Genomic DNA, 18,407 nt, shown 5'->3' on the forward strand with positions numbered 1-18,407 from the left:
CCGGAAGCGGCGCCCGGGCGGGGAAAGTGCTCATGACTGATCCGGTCTATCGTCGCGTCGTGATCAAGCTGTCCGGCGAGTATCTCGCGGGGCAGCAGGGTTTTGGCATCGATCAGCCGACCCTCGACCGGGTTGCGGACGATCTGATCGCCGCCCGCCAGCTCGGCACCGAGGTTGCGGTGGTGATCGGCGGCGGCAACATCGTGCGCGGCGTCGAAGTGTCCTCGCAAGGGGTGTCGCGCACCACCGGCGACACCATGGGCATGCTCGCCACCATGATGAACTGCCTCGCGCTGGAGGCGACGATCGAGCGCAAGGGCACGCCGGCACGTACGCTGTCGGCCTTCGTCATGCCCGAGATTTCCGAGCTGTTCACCCGCACCGCGGCGCACAAATACCTCGCCGAGGGCCGGATCGTGCTGCTCGGGGGCGGAACCGGCAATCCGTTCTTCACCACCGACACGACCGCGGTGCTACGGGCCGCCGAGATCGGAGCCGAGGCTGTGCTGAAGGCAACCAATGTCGACGGCGTCTACTCGGCCGACCCCAAAAAGGATCCGACCGCCACGCGATTCGACCGGCTGACGCATTCGCAGGCGATCGAGGGCGGCTACAAGGTGATGGATGCGACCGCCTTCGCGCTTGCCCGCGAGACGTTGCTGCCTATCATCGTGTTCTCGATCGCGGAGCCGGGGTCGATCGGCGCTGTGCTGCGTGGCGGCGGCCACGGAACCGTCGTCGCCGGCTGACGGCTCGTCGGTCGCGCCTGAGGGGCGCGGAGTGGGTCGCCGGGATTTTGAAGGAGAAACGTGATGGCCACGGGTAATTTCGACCTCAACGAAGTGAAGCGTCGCATGCAGGGCGCCGTCCAGGCCCTCAAGCACGAGCTTGGCGGCCTGCGCACGGGGCGCGCGTCGGCCTCGATGCTCGACCCGGTGCAGGTCGAGGCTTACGGCAGCCACATGCCGCTCAACCAGCTTGCCACCGTCAGCGTACCGGAGCCGCGGCTGATCTCGGTGCAGGTCTGGGACAAGTCGATGGTCAAGCCGGTCGAGAAGGCGATCGTCGATTCCAATCTCGGCCTGTCGCCCGCGACCGAAGGCCAGGTGCTGCGCCTGCGCATCCCCGAGCTCAACGAGGAGCGTCGCAAGGAGCTCGTCAAGGTCGCGCACAAATACGCGGAAGCGGCCAAGGTCGCCGCGCGCCACGTCCGCCGCGATGGCCTCGACGTCCTCAAGAAGCTCGAGAAAAATCACGAGATGTCGGAAGACGATCAGAAGCGTCACGCCGACGAGGTGCAGAAGGCGACCGACGGCACCATCTCCGAGATCGACCAGTTGCTGGCTGCCAAGGAAAAAGAAATCCTCACCGTCTAAAGCGCGATCATCGCGCTTTAGGTTATTGTTCGCGCATGGTCTTTTCGGAAAACCGCGTCGCACTTGTCCGGATCATGCTTTAGGGCCGCCTTCATGTCCAACGCCGCCGCGCCAGCAACCGAAGGACCCGACCGGTCCGACGCGCCTGCGCATGTCGCCATCATCATGGATGGCAACGGGCGTTGGGCCGCCGCGCGCGGCCTGCCGCGGGCCGAAGGGCATCGCCGCGGTGTCGAGGCGCTGCGCCGGGTGGTGCGTGCCTCGCACGAGCTCGGCATCCGCTATCTCACCATCTTCTCCTTCTCTTCGGAGAACTGGTCGCGCCCGGCGAGCGAGATCGGGGATCTGTTTGGTCTCCTGCGTCGCTTCATCCGCAACGATCTCGCGAGCCTGCACCGCGACGGCGTCAAGGTCCGCATCATCGGCGAGCGCGACGGACTCGATAGCGACATCTGCGCACTCCTCAACGAGGCCGAGGAGCTGACGCGCGACAACACGCGCCTGACGCTGGTCGTCGCCTTCAATTACGGTTCGCGGCAGGAAATCGCGAAAGCCGCGCAGAAGCTCGCGCGGGAAGTCGCAGACGGCAAGCGCGCCCCTGAAACGATCGACGCCGAGACGATCGGGGCTCATCTCGATGCGCCCGACATCCCCGATCCCGATCTCATCATCCGCACCAGCGGCGAGCAGCGGCTGTCCAACTTCCTGATGTGGCAGGCCGCCTACAGCGAGCTGGTCTTCGTGCCGATCCACTGGCCCGATTTCGACAAGGCGGCGCTGGAAGGCGCGATCGCCGAATTCGCCAGACGCGAGCGCCGTTTCGGCGGTCTGGTCGCGAAAAACGCCTCGTGAGCGAACCCGACGCCGCATCGGCGGGCGAGAAGCCTGCCCCGAGCAATCTCGTAATGCGAGTCCTCGCAGCGCTGGTGCTGGCGCCGCTCGCTATTGCACTCGCTTATGCCGGCGGCTGGCTGTGGGCGCTTCTCGTCACGCTCGTGTCGATCGGGCTGTTTGCGGAATGGCTGATGGTGGTGGGCGCGGGGTCTGCCGCACTGACCGGGGCAGGGACCATCGTCATTGCCATGATGGGGGCTTGCGTCGCCTTCGGCGCGCTCAAGACCGCGATCATCACCGGCCTCATCGGCGGCGCGATCGTGACGCTGATCGCGCGGGGCAAGTTCATCTGGGCTGCCACCGGCTTCGCCTACGCATCGGCGGCGCTGCTGGCCTCGATCCTGGTGCGGCAGGATCTCGTCAACGGCTTCGCCGCGCTGATGTTCGTGCTGCTCGTGGTGTGGGCAACCGATATCGGCGGCTATTTCGCCGGACGCAGCATTGGCGGACCGAAACTATGGCCGCGCGTGAGCCCGAAGAAGACCTGGTCCGGGGCGCTCGGCGGCTTTGCGGCGAGCCTTTTGGTTGCGGCCGGCTTTGCGGCGTGCGGGATCGGAAAGGCGGTTCCACTGCTGCTCGTCAGCGCCATCCTGTCGGTGGTATCGCAGGCGGGCGATCTGTTCGAATCCGCGGTGAAGCGGCGCTTCGGCGTCAAGGATTCCAGTCACTTGATTCCCGGCCATGGCGGGCTACTGGACCGTCTGGACGGTTTTGTTGCCGCCATCCTGATGGCATGGATTATCGGCTTTCTCCGCCATGGTGTGCATAGCGCCGGAAGCGGTCTTATGGTTTGGTGAGGATATGAGCGCGGTCCCATTGCGTAACAACAAGGCTGCGGCGTCGACCGTCCGCAGTGTCACGGTTCTCGGCGCCACCGGCTCGATCGGCGACAGCACGATGGATCTGCTGCGCGCCTCTCCCGAGCGCTATCGCGTCGAAGCCTTGACGGCGAACGGCAATGTCGAAGCGCTGGCCAAGCTCGCCAAGGAGTTTTCCGCGCGCTACGTCGCGATCGCCGACACGTCCAAGTTCGCCGAGCTCAAGACTGCGCTCGCGGGAACGAGCACGGAATGCGGCGCGGGCGAAAGCGCGGTGATCGAAGCCGGCGCGCGTCCGGCCGATTGGGTGATGGCCGCCGTAAGCGGCGCCGCCGGACTGAAGCCGGCCCTGGCCGCGGTCGATCGCGGCGCGCATGTCGCGCTCGCCAACAAGGAATGTCTCGTCTGCGCCGGCGATTTCTTCATGCAGCGCGCGGCGAAAGCGGGCGCCTGCATCCTGCCGGCCGATTCCGAGCACAATGCGCTGTTCCAGGCGCTCGGCTCAGGCAACCGCGACGAACTCGTCCGCGTCATCATCACTGCCTCGGGCGGGCCGTTCCGGACCTGGAAGCCCGCCGACATCGAGCAGGCGACCCTCGAGCAGGCCCTGAAGCATCCGAACTGGAGCATGGGCCAGAAGATCACGATCGATTCCGCTTCGATGATGAACAAGGGCCTCGAGGTGATCGAGGCATCCTATCTATTCGCGCTCTCGCCCGACGAGATCGACGTTCTCGTGCATCCGCAATCGATCATCCACGGCATGGTCGAGTTCTCCGACCGTTCGGTGGTGGCCCAGCTCGGTTCCCCCGACATGCGCACGCCGATCGCGCACTGCCTCGGCTGGCCCGATCGCATCAAGGGGCCGGCGGCGAAGCTCGATCTGGCCAAGATCGGCCAGCTGACCTTCGAGGCGCCGGACTTCGAGCGCTTCCCTGGGCTTCGGCTGGCCTTCGATTCGCTCCGGACCGGGAAGGGGGCGACCACCGTTTACAACGCCGCCAACGAGGTTGCGGTCGCCGCTTTCATTGCCGGCAAGATCCGGTTTGGCGCGATCGCGCGGCTGGTCGAGGCGACGTTGGACGACTGGATTCGCGGCGGGAACCAGGCTCCCCTGACGTCCGCCGACGATGCAATCTCTGTTGACCATGTTGCGCGAAATAGAGCTGCCGCCCTATTGCCTCAAATTGCCTTAAAGGCATCCTAGATGGCACGGGCCAGGGCCTTGCGGCGCTGGATGAGGGAATTCGATGATCGACTTTTTCGTCCATAGTTTCAATACGTTGAGCCATGGGCTCCTCGGCTACGCGGTTCCCTTCCTGTTCGTCCTGACGATCGTCGTGTTCTTCCATGAACTCGGCCATTTCCTGGTCGCGCGCTGGGCGGGCGTTCGGGTGCTGACCTTCTCGCTCGGTTTCGGACCGGAGCTGGTCGGTTTCAACGACCGCCATGGCACCCGCTGGAAGATCTCGGCGATCCCGCTCGGCGGCTACGTCAAGTTCTTCGGCGACGAGAGCGAGGCTTCGACCCCGTCGGCCGAGACGCTCGCGGCCATGACGGCCGAGGAGCGCGCCGGCAGCTTCCATCACAAGAAGGTCGGCCCGCGCGCCGCCATCGTTGCGGCCGGACCGATCGCCAATTTCATCCTGGGCGCACTGATCTTCGCCGCCATGGCGCTCTATTACGGCAAGCCGAGCACGATCGCCCGCGTCGACGGCGTCGTCGCCGACGGCGCTGCGGCCACGGCCGGCTTCAAGATCGGCGACGTCGTCGTGCAGATCGACGGCAAGCCGATCGAGAGCTTTGCCGACATGCAGCGAATCGTTGCGATGAATGCGGGTTCGGCGCTGGCCTTCCAGGTCAAGCGGGACGGCGCCATCGTCTCCCTGACCGCGACGCCGGCGCTGCTCGAGCGCAAGGATCCGTTCGGCAACAGCCACCGCCTCGGCGTGCTCGGCGTCGAGCACAAGTCCCAGGCCGGCGAGGCCTCGACCACGCCGGTCGGCGTCGGCGAAGCGCTCAAGATCGGGGTCGAGCAGGTCTGGTTCATCATCACCAGCACCTTCAAGTTCCTTGGCTCGCTGTTTGTCGGACAAGGCAATCCCAACGAGGTCAGCGGCGTGCTCGGCATCGCCAAGATGTCGGGGCAGGCAGCCAGCGCCGGGTTCCAGTTCGTGATCAATCTGTGTGCGGTGCTGTCGGTGTCGATCGGGCTGTTGAACCTGTTCCCGATCCCGCTGCTCGATGGCGGTCACCTGATGTTCTACGCGGCGGAGGTGGTCCGGGGCCGACCTCTGTCCGAGCGGACTCAGGAGATGGGGTTCCGAATCGGGCTCGGTTTGGTGCTGATGCTGATGGTGTTTGCCACCTATAACGACATCTTGCGGATGGCAGCTTCCTGATACGGGCTTTTTTGTGGCGTTGCTCATGAGCAACGTCTTGGAATGAAATTGAAATTACGGTGTCAGCGGCCGTTTGCGACATCGGGGAAATTGGCTACAAGCGGCTTCGAACTTGGGGAATCTCCCGGACCGGCGTTGGGGTTGGGTCTGGTACTGATAAGGGCGCGTTGCGCAATGAAGTTTGGACTGCGACTCCGGGGGGGCTTGCTCGCATCCCTGATCTTGTTCGGCGCGCCGGTGCTTGCCCCGGTTGGGGCTGGTTTTGTGTCTTCGTCTGCGCTTGCTCAGACCGTCCAGTCGATTTCCGTCGAAGGAAATCGCCGTGTCGAGGTGGAGACGATCCGCTCCTATTTCAAGCCGGGCCCGGGTGGCCGCCTGGATCAGGGCGCCATCGATGACGGCCTGAAGGCCCTGATCGAGACCGGCCTGTTCCAGGACGTGCGAATCAATCGCGGTTCCGGTGGCCAGATCATCGTCTCCGTGGTGGAAAACCCGGTGATCGGCCGCATCGCGTTCGAAGGTAATAAGAAGGTCAAGGACGAGCAGCTCACCGCTGAAGTCCAGTCCAAGGCGCGCGGCACCTTCTCCCGCGCCATGGTGCAGTCCGACACCCTGCGAATCGCCGAAATCTACCGCCGCTCGGGTCGCTATGACGTCCGCGTCACGCCCGAGATCATCGAGCAGCCGAACAACCGCGTCGACCTGATCTTCACGGTCGAGGAGGGCGCCAAGACCGGCGTCAAGTCGATCGAGTTCGTCGGCAATAACGCGTTCTCGTCCTACCGCCTGCGCGACGTCATCAAGACGCACGAATCGAACCTGCTGAGCTTCCTCGCCAGCAACGACCTCTACGATCCCGATCGCGTCGAGGCCGACCGTGACCTGATTCGCCGTTTCTATCTCAAGAACGGTTTCGCCGACGTCCAGGTGGTCGCCGCGCTCACCGAATACGATCCGGAGAAGAAGGGCTTCAACGTCACCTTCAAGATCGAGGAAGGCTCGCAGTACCGCGTCGGCACCGTCGACTTCCGCTCCTCCATTCCGAACTTCGATCCGACCACGATGCGCAACTATTCGCGCGTCAATGTGGGCGCGCTCTACAACGTCGAATCGGTCGAGAAATCGGTCGAGGAAATGCAGATCGAGGCGTCGCGGCGCGGCTATGCCTTCGCCGTGGTCCGTCCCGGCGGCGACCGTAATTTCGAGGCGCACACCGTCGCCGTCGTGTTCAACATCGACGAAGGCCCGCGCACCTATATCGAGCGCATCAACGTCCGCGGCAACACCCGCACGCGCGACTACGTGATCCGCCGCGAGTTCGACATCTCCGAGGGCGATGCCTACAACCGCGCGCTGGTCGACCGTGCCGAGCGCCGCCTGAAGAACCTCGACTACTTCAAGAGCGTGAAGATCACGACGGAGCCGGGCTCCTCCAGCGACCGCGTGGTCCTGATCGTCGATCTCGAAGAGAAATCGACCGGCGACTTCTCGGTCTCGGGCGGCTACTCCACCACGGACGGTGCGCTCGCGGAAGTCTCGATCTCCGAGCGTAACCTGCTTGGCCGCGGCCTGTTCGCCAAGGCGTCGGTGACCTACGGCCAGTATGCGCGCGGCTATTCGCTGTCGTTCGTCGAGCCGTATCTGCTCGACTACCGCGTCGCGCTCGGTCTCGACCTCTATCAGCGCCAACAGCTGTCCAACAGCTACATCTCCTACGGTACGAAAACGCTGGGCTTCAGCCCGCGCCTCGGCTTCAGCCTGCGTGAAGATCTGTCGCTCCAGCTGCGCTACTCGATCTACCAGCAGGAAATTACGCTGCCGTCCTACCTGGCGAACTGTAACAACGTCCTCGGTTCGTCGGCCTTCAACCCGAGCCCGGCCTTTGCCGCATCGCAAACGCCGCCGATCGATCTGACCTCGACCGGCGGTCTCGGCTGCTACTCCGACGGCGAAGCCTCGCTGCCGGTCCGCAAGGAGCTTGCCGGCGGCAAGACCCTGACCTCGGCGCTCGGCTACACGCTGACCTACAACACGCTGGACAACAACAAGAACCCCACCGACGGTCTGCTCGTCGACTTCCGTCAGGATTTCGCCGGCGTGGGCGGCGACGTCACCTACCTGAAGTCCGTCGTCGATGCGAAGTACTACGCTCCGCTGGTGTCCGACATCGTCGGCCTCGTTCACCTTCAGGGCGGCATGCTGAACAAGATCGGCAACAACGATATCCGCATGCTGGATCAGTTCCAGATGGGCCCGAACTTGGTCCGCGGCTTTGCTCCGAACGGCATCGGTCCGCGCGATTTGAATCCCTTTGGCACGCAAGACGCGCTTGGCGGTACCAAATATTGGGGCGCTTCGTTCGAATTGCAGATGCCGTTCTGGTTCCTGCCGAAGGAAGTGGGTCTGAAGGGCGCGGTCTACGCCGACGCCGGCGGCCTCTTCGACTATCAGGGCCCGACGACGTGGTCGCTGACCAACGAAATGACCACGACCAGGAACTCGAACTGTACGCCGTCGACCATCAACCCGCCCTCGGCTGGAACCTGTACCGGCCTGGTGTATGACAACGGCAATGTCGTCCGTTCGTCGGTTGGTATTGGCCTGATCTGGCAGTCGCCGTTCGGTCCGCTGCGGTTCGACTATGCCGTGCCGCTCACCAAGGGCCAGTTCGATCGCGTGCAGCAGTTCAGGTTCGGCGGCGGCACCTCGTTCTAATTCGATCAGCAGGGCATGAGCCGGCCCCTTGTTGGGGCCGGTTTCCAAAAAGATCGTGCTCAATCCGTGAGATAAGGCATGATGCGGCCTGACCGCTTCATGCCGAAGCCGGACCGCGATGGGGTGGAATGGCGCAGCCGACCTTCTTCAAAAAGCCGCCGGCCTCACCGCTGGCTGACATTGCCGCGCTGACCAAGGCGCAGCTCGTCGACCCTGCCAGGGGCGGTCACGTCATTACCGGTCTTGCTTCGCTCGACGAAGCCGGCCCGATGCATCTGGCGTTCTTCGACAACCTCAAATATGCCGACGAGCTCAAGGCGACCAAGGCCGGGGCCTGCCTGGTGAGTCCGCGCTTCGAGGCCCAGGTGCCTGCGCATGTGGCTGTGCTGCGGGTGGCGCAGCCGTTCCGCGCCTTTGTCGGGCTCGCCCGGGAATGGCATGGCGATGCGCTGCGCCCGCAGTCCTGGGTCGGTAATGACGGCATCGCCCCGTCGGCCATCATCGATCCCTCGGCCCGGCTGGAGGACGACGTCATCGTCGATCCCCTGACCGTCATCGGCCCTGACGTCGAGATCGGCGGCGGCACCGTGATCGGGGCCGGCGTGGTCATCGGTCCCGGCGTCAAGATCGGCCGGGACTGCAATGTCGGCGCCCGCACGGCCATCCAGTGCGCGCTGATCGGCAACAACGTACTGATCCATCCCGGCTGCTCGATTGGCCAGGACGGCTATGGCTTCATCTTCTTCGGCCCCGAGGGCCATCTCAAGGTGCCCCAGACCGGCCGCGTGCTGATCCAGAACAATGTGGAAGTCGGCGCCGGCACCACCATCGATCGCGGCTCCCTGCGCGACACCGTGATCGGGGAGGGCACCAAAATCGACAACCAGGTCCAGATCGGCCACAATGTGACCATCGGTCGGAACTGCCTGCTGGCGGCCCAGATCGGGCTCGCAGGCAGCCTGACGATCGGCGACAACGTGGCGCTGGGAGCAAAGGTCGGCATCAACAATCACCTCAAGATCGGCGATGGCGCCCAGGTCACCGCGATGAGCGGCGTCAAGGACGACATCCCGCCGAACGGGCGCTGGGGCGGCTTTTTCGCCAAGCCGACCAAGCAGTGGTTCAAGGAAATTATCGCGGTGGAGCGCCTGGTACGCGACAGCAGGGCCGATCCGAAGAACGAGGGACGGGAATGACGGAGGAATCACCGATCAAATTCGAGCTGGTGGATATCAACGCGATCCTCCGGACTCTGCCGCACCGTTTCCCGATGCTGCTGATCGACCGTGTGATCAATATCCGCGCCGATTACAGCGGCATCGGCATCAAGAACGTCACCTTCAACGAGCCGGCCTTCCAGGGGCATTTCCCGGAGCGCCCGGTCTATCCCGGCGTGATGATGATCGAAGCGATGGCGCAGACCGCGGGCGTGATCGGCATCACCTCGGTCGAGGGCACCGAGAAGCCGCGCGCGGTGTATTTCCTCACCATCGACAAGTGCAAGTTCCGCAAGCCGGTGCTGCCCGGCGACACCATCGAATATCACATGCGTTCGATCGGCCGCCGCAAGGCGATGTGGTGGTTTCACGGCGACGCCAAGGTCAACGGACAGATCGTTGCTGAAGCCGACGTCGGCGCCATGCTGACGGACTGAGCGGCTCAGGCCAGCGGAAATGGATTATGCGCCGCAGCCGTAACGGCCGCCGGCCGTCTCGCGTCCGATATTCCGGTTGAAGAACTGGCCCATCGACGGCGCGCCGAGCAGGCTGTCGATCGTCTCGGCCGCGACTCCGCAATAGCGATCATATTGGCCGTCGATCGCGACGATGAGGTCCTGCCGCGCGCGGTCGTAGCAGACCCGCTGAAGCACCGAGCTGCGGGTGATGTCGCGGCACTCGAACGTGCCGAGATCGACGAAGCGGCGTTCGCCGGTCTCGACCGTCTCGGAGACGATCGGGGCGGCCGCGAGCTGTGCGAGCAGAACTGCCAGGGCCCTGACCACGATGACTTCAAGCTCCACATGAAGGCGTTGAAGGGCTAGAGCATGATCCGGAAAAGGGTGCAGCGGTTTTCCGAAAGGATCATGCTTAAACAATAGCCTGAAGCGCGATGATGATTCATCCCAATTTCATCGTGCTTTAGGACGGCCGGCTCATCCGGCGCCTGAAACAGGCCGAGATGATACGTCACTGGACAGATTGGGCATAGTCGCGCTAACCACCGGAAAACTGAGCGACTTCAACACATAATCAGACCTTCTTGATGAGTCAGATTGCTTGATGAGTAAGATTGATCCCACCGCACGGGTCGAGGACGGCGCCGTGATCGGCGAGGGTACCGAGATCGGACCCTTCTGCATCATCGGTCCGAATGCCGTGATCGGCGCGAACTGCAAGCTGATCGGACAAGTCACGGTCATCGGCCACACCTCGATCGGCGATGGCTGCGTGATCTCGCCATTCGCTGTGCTGGGCGGGGCGCCCCAGGATCTCAGCTACAAGGGCGAGCCGACCAGGCTGGAGGTCGGTTCCGGTTGCTCCATCCGTGAAGGTGCGACGATGAATGTCGGCACCATCAAGGGCGGCGGGCTGACGCGCGTCGGCAACGGCGGCTACTTCATGAACAACAGCCATGTCGGCCATGACTGCATGGTCGGCAACAACGTGATCTTTGCGACCTCGGCGACGCTCGGCGGCCACTGCGAGATCGGCGATTTCGTCTATATCGGCGGCCTGTCGGCGGTGCATCAACTCACGCGCATCGGCCCGCAGGTGATGGTCGGCGGCCTCTCGGGCGTGCGCGACGACATCATTCCGTTCGGCCTCGCCAACGGCCAGTATGCGGCGCTGGAAGGCCTCAATCTCATCGGGATGAAGCGGCGGCAGTTCACCAAGCAGCGGCGCGCGACCGTGCAATCGTTCTACCAAAAACTCTTCCACGGCCCCGGCACGTTCGCCGAGCGGCTCGCGGCGGCCCAGCCGCTCGCGGGCGAAGACCCCGCGATTGCCGAGATCCTCGACTTCATCGGCAAGCGCAAGCATCGCCCGATCTGTCTCCCCGCCATCGAGAAGTGATTTCGGGATGGCCGCGGGCATGACATCGGCGGCTTCGGAGATTTCGTCGCCGGTCGGCGTCGTCGCCGGCGGCGGCGCCATGCCGTTCGCGGTCGCCGACTCGCTTGCCGCGCGCGGCATCACGCCGGTGCTGTTCCCGCTGCGTGGCGCCTGCGATCCGACGCGGGTGGAGCAATTCCGCCATCGCTGGATCTCGGTCGGCCAGCTCGGCCGCGCCATGCGGCTGTTCCGCGAGGAGGGCTGCCGCGATCTGATCTTCATCGGCACGTTGGTGCGGCCCGCGCTGTCCGAAATAAGGTTCGACGTCACGACACTGCGCCTGCTCGGCAACGTCATCCGCGCCTTCCGCGGCGGCGACGATCATCTGTTGTCCGGCGTCGGGCGCATTCTCGAGCAGGGCGGCTTTCGCATGGTCGGCATCAAGGATGTTGCGCCGGATCTGCTGATGCCCGAGGGCTGCATCAGCCGCGCCTGGCCGAACGACAACAGCAAGGCCGACATCGAGCGCGGCCGCGCGGTGCTGACCGCGCTCGGCCCGTTCGACATCGGCCAGGCCGCGGTCGTGATCGACGGCCATGTAGTGGCGATCGAGGATATCGAGGGCACCGACGCGCTGCTCGCGCGCGTGGCACGCCTGCGCGAGGAGGGGCGCATCCGCGCTGCGACAGGACGCGGGGTGCTGGTGAAGGTGCCGAAGAGCGGGCAGGATTTGCGCTTCGACCTGCCGACGATCGGCCCGCGTACCCTCGAGGGCGTCGCTCGCGCCGGATTGGCCGGCATCGCCGTCGTCGCCGGCAACACCATCGCCGCCGAGCCGCAGGCGATGATCTCGCTCGCCGACGCCAAATATCTCTTCGTGATCGGCCTGACGGCATGATGCAGAGCCGCGATCCCAAGCGGAAGATCTTCCTGATCGCGACGGAGGAATCCGGCGACCGGCTCGGCAGCGCCTTGATGAAAGTGTTGCGCCAGCGGCTCGGCGACGGCGTGCAGTTTGTGGGCGTCGGCGGCCGGACCATGGCGCGTGAGGGGCTCGAGACGCTGTTTCCGATCGAGGAGCTGTCGATCGTCGGCTTCGCCGGGGTCGTCCAGCAGTTGCCGAAGATTTTGCGGCTGATCCGCCAGACCGCGGATGCCGTGACTGCGGCCGCACCCGACGCGCTCGTCATCATCGACAGTCCCGATTTCACCCATCGCGTCGCCCGCCGCGTGCGCGCGAAGACGCCGGAGATCCCGATTGTCGACTACGTGGCGCCGCAGCTCTGGGCCTGGCGACCCGGGCGGGCGCGCACCATGCGCCGCTATGTCGATCACGTGCTCGGCCTGCTGCCGTTCGAGCCGGAGGAATACCGCAAGCTGGGCGGACCGCCCTGCAGCTATGTCGGCCATCCCCTGATCGAGCAATTGCCGTCGCTGCGGCCAAACGCGGAGGAGCAGCGGCGCCGCGATGCCGAGCCGCCGGTTCTGCTGGTGCTGCCCGGCAGCCGCCGCAGCGAGATCAGGCACCATCTCGACGTGTTTGGCGCGACGCTCGGACGGCTCCAGGCCGAAGGCCGCGCCTTCGAACTGAAACTGCCTACCATGCCGCATCTCGAAGCCACCATCCGCGAAGGCATCGCGAGCTGGCCGGTCAAGCCGCAAATCGTGGTCGGCGAGACCGAGAGGCGCGCCGCGTTCCGAACCGCGCGCGCGGCGCTGGCCAAATCCGGCACCGTGACGCTGGAGCTCGCGCTGTCCGGCATTCCAATGGTGACGGCCTATCGCGTCGGCGCGATCGAAGCCTTCATCCTGCGCCGCGCGATCCGCGTCTCCTCGGTGATCCTCGCCAATCTCGTGATCGGCGAGGATGTCATTCCGGAGTTCTTGCAGGAGGACTGCGTACCGGAGAAGCTGGCGCCGGCGCTGTCGGAGCTGCTCACGGACACGCCGCTGCGCAAACGACAGGTCGATTCGTTCGCCCGGCTCGACACCATCATGTCCACCGGCAACAAGTCGCCGAGCGTGCTCGCCGCCGACATCGTGCTCGCGACGATGCGCAAGGGGCGGCGGCAACAGACGGCTTCGTAGGGTGGGCAAAGCGAATGCGTGCCCACCATTTCTTTCTCGGTTGCGGAGAGGTGGTGGGCACGCTGCGCTTTGCCCACCCTACGGTCCTAGGCGAGGCCGCCATCGACCCGAAAACACTGGCTGGTGATACGCTGGCTCTCGTCCGATGCGAGAAACAGCGCCATGCTGGCGATGTCCTCGGGCGTCACCGCATCGGGAACGGCCTGGCGGGTGCGCAGCTCGGAGATCTTCTGCTCGTCCGGAAACCAGAGCCGGCGCTGGCGTTCGGTGATCACCATGCCGGGCGCGATCGCGTTGACGCGAATGCGGTCGGGGCCGACTGACCTGGCCAGCGAATTGGTGAAGCCGACGATCGCCGCCTTCGCCGCGGCATAGACCGGCAGCGCCGGCGCACCGCGGATCCACGCCACCGACGACATGTTGATGATCGAGCCGCCGCCGCGCGCCTGCATCTGCGGCACCACCGCCTGGGCCGCGAAGAAGACGTGCTTGAGATTGACACCGATCGTCCAGTCGAATTCGGCCGGCGTCACCTCGGCCAGCACCTGACGCTGGTCGTTGGCGGCATTGTTGACGAGGACTGCGGCATCGCCGAGCGATCCGTGCACCCGCGCCATCGCAGCGCGCAAGGCGTCGATGTCGAGGAGGTCGCAGGGCACAAACAGGGGCGCGGAGCCGGATGTGGCCGCGACGTCCCGCACCAGCGCTTCGCCGGCGCTCGCATCGATGTCGAGGAAGGCGACGCGGGCGCCCTGGGTCGCGAAGGCGCGCACGAAGACGGCACCAATGCCGCTGGCGCCACCGGTGATCAACACCACGCGGCCGGCAAGGCTGGGAAAGATGGTCCGGGTCATGCGATCAGCCGCTCCGTCTCGGGGTCAAACAGGCAAATGCGCCGCGTGTCGAGCGCGAAGGTGGCGGTCGCGCCGGGCGCGGGACGGATATCCGGGGTGATGCGCGCCAGCGCAGTCTCGCCGCCGAGACGCAGCAGCACGATTGTCTCGGCGCCGGTCGGCTCGATCATCTCGACCGGCGCGTCGACGAGGACGGGCGCCTCGCCGGAAAAGACGCGGCTGGCCTCGGCGATGCATTCCGGCCTGATCCCGACGACCACGTCGCGGCCGACATAAGATGCTGCCGCATCGTGTCCATGCAGGCGCAGACGAACCTCGTCCGGTCGCCCCGCGCCGATCACGGCCACAGGTCCGCCGCTATCGGCCTCGAGCCGCCCCGGCATGGTGTTCATCGGCGGCGAACCCATGAAGCGGGCGACGAACAGATTGGCCGGATAGCGGTACACCGTGTCCGGATCGGCGAACTGCTGCACCACGCCCCGATGCATCACGGCGATGCGCGTCGCCATCGTCATCGCCTCGATCTGGTCGTGGGTGACATAAATGATGGTGGCGCCGATGCGCTGGTGCAGCCGCTTGATCTCCATCCGCATCTCGACGCGCAGCTTCGCATCGAGGTTGGAGAGTGGCTCGTCGAACAGGAAGAGCAGGGGATCGCGCACCAGCGCCCGGCCCATCGCCACGCGCTGGCGCTGCCCGCCGGACAGCTGCGACGGCTTGCGGCCGAGCAGGGGCTCGATCTGGAGGAGGCGCGCCACATTCGCCAGCGCCTTCTCCTGCTCCGCCTTCGGAACGTGACGGCATTCCATGCCGAAGGTGATGTTCTGGCGCACCGTCATCGACGGATAGAGCGCGTAGGACTGGAACACCATGGCGATGTCGCGATCCTTGGGCGGGACGTCGTTGACGACGCGTCCGCCGATCTCGATCGTTCCGTCACTCGGACGATCGAGCCCGGCGACGATGTTGAGCAGGGTGGACTTGCCACAGCCGGATGGCCCGACCAGCACGGTGAACTCGCCGCTCTCGATGTCGAGGTTGATCCCCTTCAGCACCTCCAGATTGGCGTAGCGCTTGGACAGGGTGCGAATGCTCAGTGCTGCCATGACGACCCCATCATTTCACTGCGCCGGCGGTCAGGCCGCGCACGAAGTACCGTCCGCCGAGGAGATAGATCAACAAAGTGGGTAGCGCCGCGATGATCACCGCCGCGCTCTGCACGCCATGCTGCGGAATGTCCGCAATTGCGGCAGAGAGCGCGATGAGCGCGGCCGTGACGGGCTGCTGCTGGCCGGTGGTGAATGTCACGCCATAGAGGAACTCGTTCCAGATATGCGTGAACTGCCAGATCACGGTGACGATCAGAATAGGAGCCGAGAGCGGCAGGATGATGCGCCAGAAAATACGAAAGAACCCGGCGCCATCGATGCGTGCGGCCCTGATCAGCTCGTGTGGAATGGCGACATAGTAGTTTCGGCAGAACAGCGTGGTGAAGGAGAGCCCCTGGATCGTGTGAATCAGCACGAGGCCCGTCAGCGTGTTGATGAGACCGGTGTCCCGCAGCACGATGGTCCAGGGAAGCAGGCGCATCTGCTGGGGAAGGAAGAGGCCGAGGGTCACGATGCCGTAGATCCAGCTATCGCCGCGAAAGCGCCAGAGCGACACGGCGTAACCGGCGACAGCACCGAGCAGGGTCGAGAAAATCGTCGCCGGGATGGTGACGAGCGCGGAGTTCAGCATGTATGGCCGGATGCCGGCGCAGGTCTCGGCGACGCAGAAACCGCTCCAGGCCTTGGCGTAGTTGCTCCAGGCCAAGTGTTGCGGCCAGCCGATCATCGAACCCTGCGCGATCTCCTCGTTGGTGCGGAGAGAGTTCAGGACGACAACAACGAGTGGCGCGAGATAGGCCGCAGCGAACAATGTCACGACGAGATAGATCAGAATTCGGCTCGGTGCGAAGCTGCGGTCACGCATGGGTGGCCTGCCTTCGCTGGACATAGCGCCACGCTGCATAGGGCAGCAGCACCGCGAGCAGAATGAGCAGCATGAGCACCGCCGCCGCGGCACCCCGGCCGAGCTGGCTGCGCTGGAACATGAGGTCGTAGACGACAAGGGCCGGCAGCTGGGTCGCGATTCCCGGCCCGCCATTGGTGAGCGCACGGACGAGATCGAAGGCCGAGATCGCGAACTGCAACTGGACGACGATGACGGTGATGGTGATCGGCCAGAGCGTCGGCAGAATGACCCGCCAATAGGTTCGGACCGGTCCGGCGCCGTCGATCTGGGCGGCCTTGATGATGTCGGAATCGACGGAGCGAAGGCCGGCGAGGAAGAGCGCCATGGCGAATCCGGAGGATTGCCAGATCGCGGCAATCACGATCGTCCAGATCGCCATGTCGCGGTCGATCAGCCAGTCGAACCGGAAGGAGGTCCAGCCGAGGTCGTGGACGAGCTTCTGGATCCCGATGCCGGGATTGAGTAGCCAGCTCCAGACCGTGCCGGTGACGACGAACGACACCGCAAGCGGATACAGGAAGATGGATCGCAGCACATTCTCGCCGCGAATGCGCTGATCGAGCAGGATCGCAAGCATAAGGCCGGTGATCAAACTCAGCAGCACGAAAGCACTGCCAAACAGCAGCAGATTGTCGAATGCGATCTGCCAGTTCCGCGATGCCAGGACCGCGTTGTAGTTGCGCAAACCCACCCAGCCCGTAACAGGAACAAGCGTGGAGGGCGTGAACGAAATCCAGATCGTCCACAGCGAAAACGAAATGAGATGCGCAGCCGACAACAGCAGTGGCACCCAGATCATCAGATATTCGGGCAGCCGGCGCACGAGATCAGACGTCGCCGGCCGCGTTGCTGTGGAGACGGTGTCGGTCAACGCGAACCCTCGACGGCCTCGGCGAGGCGGGTGACCGCCTGCTCCGGCGTGATCGTCTTGTTCTTCACATACTCGGTGAGCACGTCGATCATCGCCGCCGTCAGGCCGTTTTCCTGCGCCATGTTGTGCGCAAGACTCAAGACGGCCTGATTGTTGGCGACAGCGTCCTTGAGCGCGGCTGCGGTCCGCCGTTGACCGTCCGACCAGCCCTCACCGGAGAGGTCGACATCGGTGCGCACCGGGATCGATCCCGTGATCTGCGAGTACATGGTCTGGATCGCCGGATCCATGACGAGCTGGGCCATCAACGTCTGACCGGCCTGGAGGTCGGGCTCCTTGCGCTGCCAGAAGATGAAGGCGTCGGCATTCAACAGGAAGACCGGCTTGCCATTGTCGCTCGGGCCGGGCGTGATCATGAAGTCGTCGAACTTGAAACCGGCGTTGCGCAACACGCCCTGCGCCCACCCGCCCATGATCATCATGCCCATGTCGCCGTCGACGAAGCGCTTCAAATTGGTGGCGTAGGGTTGGGCACCGACGTTGGGGTCCATCCAGTTGGCGATCTTGCGGACCTGGACGAAGGCAGCCTTGATCTCGGGGCCCTCCAGGGCCTTCTTGTCGAGATTCATGATGGCCGCACGGTATGCCGTGGGACTGATGCCGGCCAAAGAGGCCTCGAATTTCTGCCCGTCATCGGGGCGGGTGCCGCCGTTGGCGATGGGGTAGGTGATGCCGCCCGCCTTCATCTTGTCGGCGAGATCGTTGAAGTCGGCCCAGGTGACCGGGACCTTGTCGGCCTTTGCCTTGTCCATCGCGCGCTTGGAGAGAAACAGCATGTTGGTGCTGTAGATCTGCAACGGCAGCGCAATCCACTTGCCGCCCGGCTTGTGCAATTTTGCGAGGTCCGGAGCGACAACTTTTTCGTAACCGGCGGCCGCGACGAGGGCGTCGAGATCGACGGTCGGGGCGATCTTCGACCAGGCCGCAATCTCGGGGCCCTTGAGCTGCGAACAGGCCGGCGGATCGCCGGCGATGATCTGAGCGCGCAGCTTGTTCATCATCTCGGTGGTGAAGCCGGGGACGGGCGAGTGCTGCCAGACGCCGCCTTTCTCCTCGAATTTCTTGCCGAGTGCGGTGATCGCCGCCCCATCGCTGCCTGCGGACCATTGCGAGATCGCGGTCAGGCGCGGCTTGGCCGCGCCTTGCGCGCGGGCGAATGCCGGTAATGCGAGTGCGGCCGCAGATCCAGCGAGTAGACGGCGCCTTGTTGTCGTGATCGGCATGGCAGTTCCTCCCGGTGTGAAACTTTCTTGGCGCGTT

At 64.7% G+C, this 18,407-nt stretch carries 18 protein-coding genes; 12 read left to right on the forward strand and 6 right to left on the reverse strand.

Translation table 11 applies throughout. The annotated features are described in order from the left end of the window. Positions 1–32 precede the first annotated feature (32 nt). The 9 genes from pyrH (at position 33) to fabZ (ending at position 9,859) form a co-directional block, all read left to right on the forward strand. Positions 33–749: a UMP kinase gene (pyrH, locus tag AB7531_RS20550; RefSeq protein WP_028151698.1), complete on the forward strand. Its 717-nt coding sequence runs from the start codon at positions 33–35 to the stop codon at positions 747–749. A 63-nt stretch (positions 750–812) separates the two neighbouring features. Next, the gene (gene frr / locus AB7531_RS20555) at positions 813–1,376 is read left to right on the forward strand and encodes a ribosome recycling factor (RefSeq protein ID WP_014494937.1); all 564 of its coding nucleotides are present in this window, start codon (positions 813–815) and stop codon (positions 1,374–1,376) included. 93 nt (positions 1,377–1,469) lie between these two features. Further along, positions 1,470–2,228: an isoprenyl transferase gene (locus tag AB7531_RS20560; protein ID WP_014494938.1), complete on the forward strand. Its 759-nt coding sequence runs from the start codon at positions 1,470–1,472 to the stop codon at positions 2,226–2,228. Then, positions 2,225–3,067 (forward strand): phosphatidate cytidylyltransferase, encoded by an 843-nt coding sequence (locus AB7531_RS20565; RefSeq protein ID WP_094184442.1) that lies wholly within the window; start codon positions 2,225–2,227, stop codon positions 3,065–3,067. The genes AB7531_RS20560 and AB7531_RS20565 overlap by 4 nt, the downstream gene beginning before the upstream one ends. Positions 3,068–3,071: 4 nt before the next feature. After that, positions 3,072–4,295 (forward strand): 1-deoxy-D-xylulose-5-phosphate reductoisomerase, encoded by a 1,224-nt coding sequence (dxr, locus tag AB7531_RS20570; RefSeq protein ID WP_063983032.1) that lies wholly within the window; start codon positions 3,072–3,074, stop codon positions 4,293–4,295. Positions 4,296–4,338: 43 nt separating this feature from the next. Next, positions 4,339–5,490, forward strand: coding sequence for an RIP metalloprotease RseP (gene rseP, locus AB7531_RS20575; protein WP_028151694.1), 1,152 nt, complete (start codon positions 4,339–4,341; stop codon positions 5,488–5,490). 174 nt (positions 5,491–5,664) lie between these two features. Then, positions 5,665–8,205 (forward strand): outer membrane protein assembly factor BamA, encoded by a 2,541-nt coding sequence (gene bamA, locus AB7531_RS20580; RefSeq protein WP_063983033.1) that lies wholly within the window; start codon positions 5,665–5,667, stop codon positions 8,203–8,205. A gap of 128 nt (positions 8,206–8,333) precedes the next feature. Further along, on the forward strand, positions 8,334–9,401 hold the full coding sequence (gene lpxD, locus AB7531_RS20585; RefSeq protein ID WP_063983034.1) for a UDP-3-O-(3-hydroxymyristoyl)glucosamine N-acyltransferase: 1,068 nt from the start codon (positions 8,334–8,336) through the stop codon (positions 9,399–9,401). Then, positions 9,398–9,859 carry a 3-hydroxyacyl-ACP dehydratase FabZ gene (gene fabZ / locus AB7531_RS20590; RefSeq protein ID WP_028151691.1) on the forward strand — a complete coding sequence of 154 codons (462 nt, stop codon included), beginning with the start codon at positions 9,398–9,400 and terminating at the stop codon, positions 9,857–9,859. Before lpxD ends, fabZ begins: the two co-directional genes overlap by 4 nt. A 24-nt stretch (positions 9,860–9,883) precedes the next feature. Here fabZ and AB7531_RS20595 read toward each other — a convergent pair whose 3' ends face one another. After that, a complete protein-coding gene (locus AB7531_RS20595; RefSeq protein WP_063986340.1) occupies positions 9,884–10,207 on the reverse strand; it encodes a KTSC domain-containing protein in 324 nt (107 codons plus the stop codon). A gap of 277 nt (positions 10,208–10,484) precedes the next feature. Between AB7531_RS20595 and lpxA the strand changes: the two genes are divergently transcribed. From lpxA to lpxB, 3 genes are read left to right on the forward strand one after another with little or no spacing between them, the layout of a single operon-like run. Continuing rightward, positions 10,485–11,279, forward strand: coding sequence for an acyl-ACP--UDP-N-acetylglucosamine O-acyltransferase (gene lpxA, locus AB7531_RS20600; protein WP_063983035.1), 795 nt, complete (start codon positions 10,485–10,487; stop codon positions 11,277–11,279). A 19-nt stretch (positions 11,280–11,298) separates the two neighbouring features. After that, positions 11,299–12,156, forward strand: coding sequence for an LpxI family protein (locus AB7531_RS20605; RefSeq protein ID WP_049807903.1), 858 nt, complete (start codon positions 11,299–11,301; stop codon positions 12,154–12,156). Beyond that, the gene (gene lpxB / locus AB7531_RS20610) at positions 12,153–13,346 is read left to right on the forward strand and encodes a lipid-A-disaccharide synthase (protein WP_063983036.1); all 1,194 of its coding nucleotides are present in this window, start codon (positions 12,153–12,155) and stop codon (positions 13,344–13,346) included. Before AB7531_RS20605 ends, lpxB begins: the two co-directional genes overlap by 4 nt. 86 nt (positions 13,347–13,432) lie before the next feature. Here lpxB and AB7531_RS20615 read toward each other — a convergent pair whose 3' ends face one another. The 5 genes from AB7531_RS20615 to AB7531_RS20635 are packed head-to-tail and all read right to left on the reverse strand — an operon-like array spanning position 13,433 to position 18,370. Further along, entirely contained in the window at positions 13,433–14,200 is a 768-nt protein-coding gene (locus tag AB7531_RS20615) for an SDR family NAD(P)-dependent oxidoreductase (RefSeq protein ID WP_063983037.1), read from the reverse strand. Further along, positions 14,197–15,306 (reverse strand): ABC transporter ATP-binding protein, encoded by a 1,110-nt coding sequence (locus tag AB7531_RS20620; protein ID WP_063983038.1) that lies wholly within the window; start codon positions 15,304–15,306, stop codon positions 14,197–14,199. Before AB7531_RS20620 ends, AB7531_RS20615 begins: the two co-directional genes overlap by 4 nt. A 10-nt stretch (positions 15,307–15,316) precedes the next feature. Next, the gene (locus AB7531_RS20625) at positions 15,317–16,174 is read right to left on the reverse strand and encodes a carbohydrate ABC transporter permease (protein ID WP_014494951.1); all 858 of its coding nucleotides are present in this window, start codon (positions 16,172–16,174) and stop codon (positions 15,317–15,319) included. After that, the gene (locus tag AB7531_RS20630; RefSeq protein ID WP_063983039.1) at positions 16,167–17,087 is read right to left on the reverse strand and encodes a carbohydrate ABC transporter permease; all 921 of its coding nucleotides are present in this window, start codon (positions 17,085–17,087) and stop codon (positions 16,167–16,169) included. The genes AB7531_RS20625 and AB7531_RS20630 overlap by 8 nt, the downstream gene beginning before the upstream one ends. Then, on the reverse strand, positions 17,084–18,370 hold the full coding sequence (locus tag AB7531_RS20635; protein WP_014494953.1) for an ABC transporter substrate-binding protein: 1,287 nt from the start codon (positions 18,368–18,370) through the stop codon (positions 17,084–17,086). Before AB7531_RS20635 ends, AB7531_RS20630 begins: the two co-directional genes overlap by 4 nt. Between the last annotated feature and the right edge of the window lie 37 nt (positions 18,371–18,407).

The organism is Bradyrhizobium sp. 63_E2_N1_3 (genome assembly GCF_052076005.1).
Classification (GTDB): Bacteria; Pseudomonadota; Alphaproteobacteria; order Rhizobiales; family Xanthobacteraceae; genus Bradyrhizobium; species Bradyrhizobium barranii.